General features: G+C 55.7%; 1 rRNA gene. It reads right to left on the bottom strand.

Annotated elements, in window-relative coordinates:
• A 16S ribosomal RNA gene (locus DA373_RS16225) occupies positions 1-246 on the bottom strand; the annotation flags it as partial.

Below are 246 nucleotides of genomic sequence, written 5' to 3'. Positions count from 1 at the left end.
CGCCTGCGTGCGCTTTACGCCCAGTTATTCCGATTAACGCTTGCACCCTCCGTATTACCGCGGCTGCTGGCACGGAGTTAGCCGGTGCTTCTTCTGTGGTTAACGTCACAGTAAGCGGATATTAGCCGCTCACCTTTCCTCACCACTGAAAGTGCTTTACAACCCGAAGGCCTTCTTCACACACGCGGCATGGCTGCATCAGGGTTTCCCCCATTGTGCAATATTCCCCACTGCTGCCTCCCGTAG

This window comes from Oceanimonas marisflavi, assembly GCF_003049725.1.
In the GTDB taxonomy this organism is placed as follows: Bacteria; Pseudomonadota; Gammaproteobacteria; order Enterobacterales; family Aeromonadaceae; genus Oceanimonas; species Oceanimonas marisflavi.
Note: the sequence above shows the minus strand (reverse complement) of the source record. Positions and strands in the feature narration are given on the sequence as shown.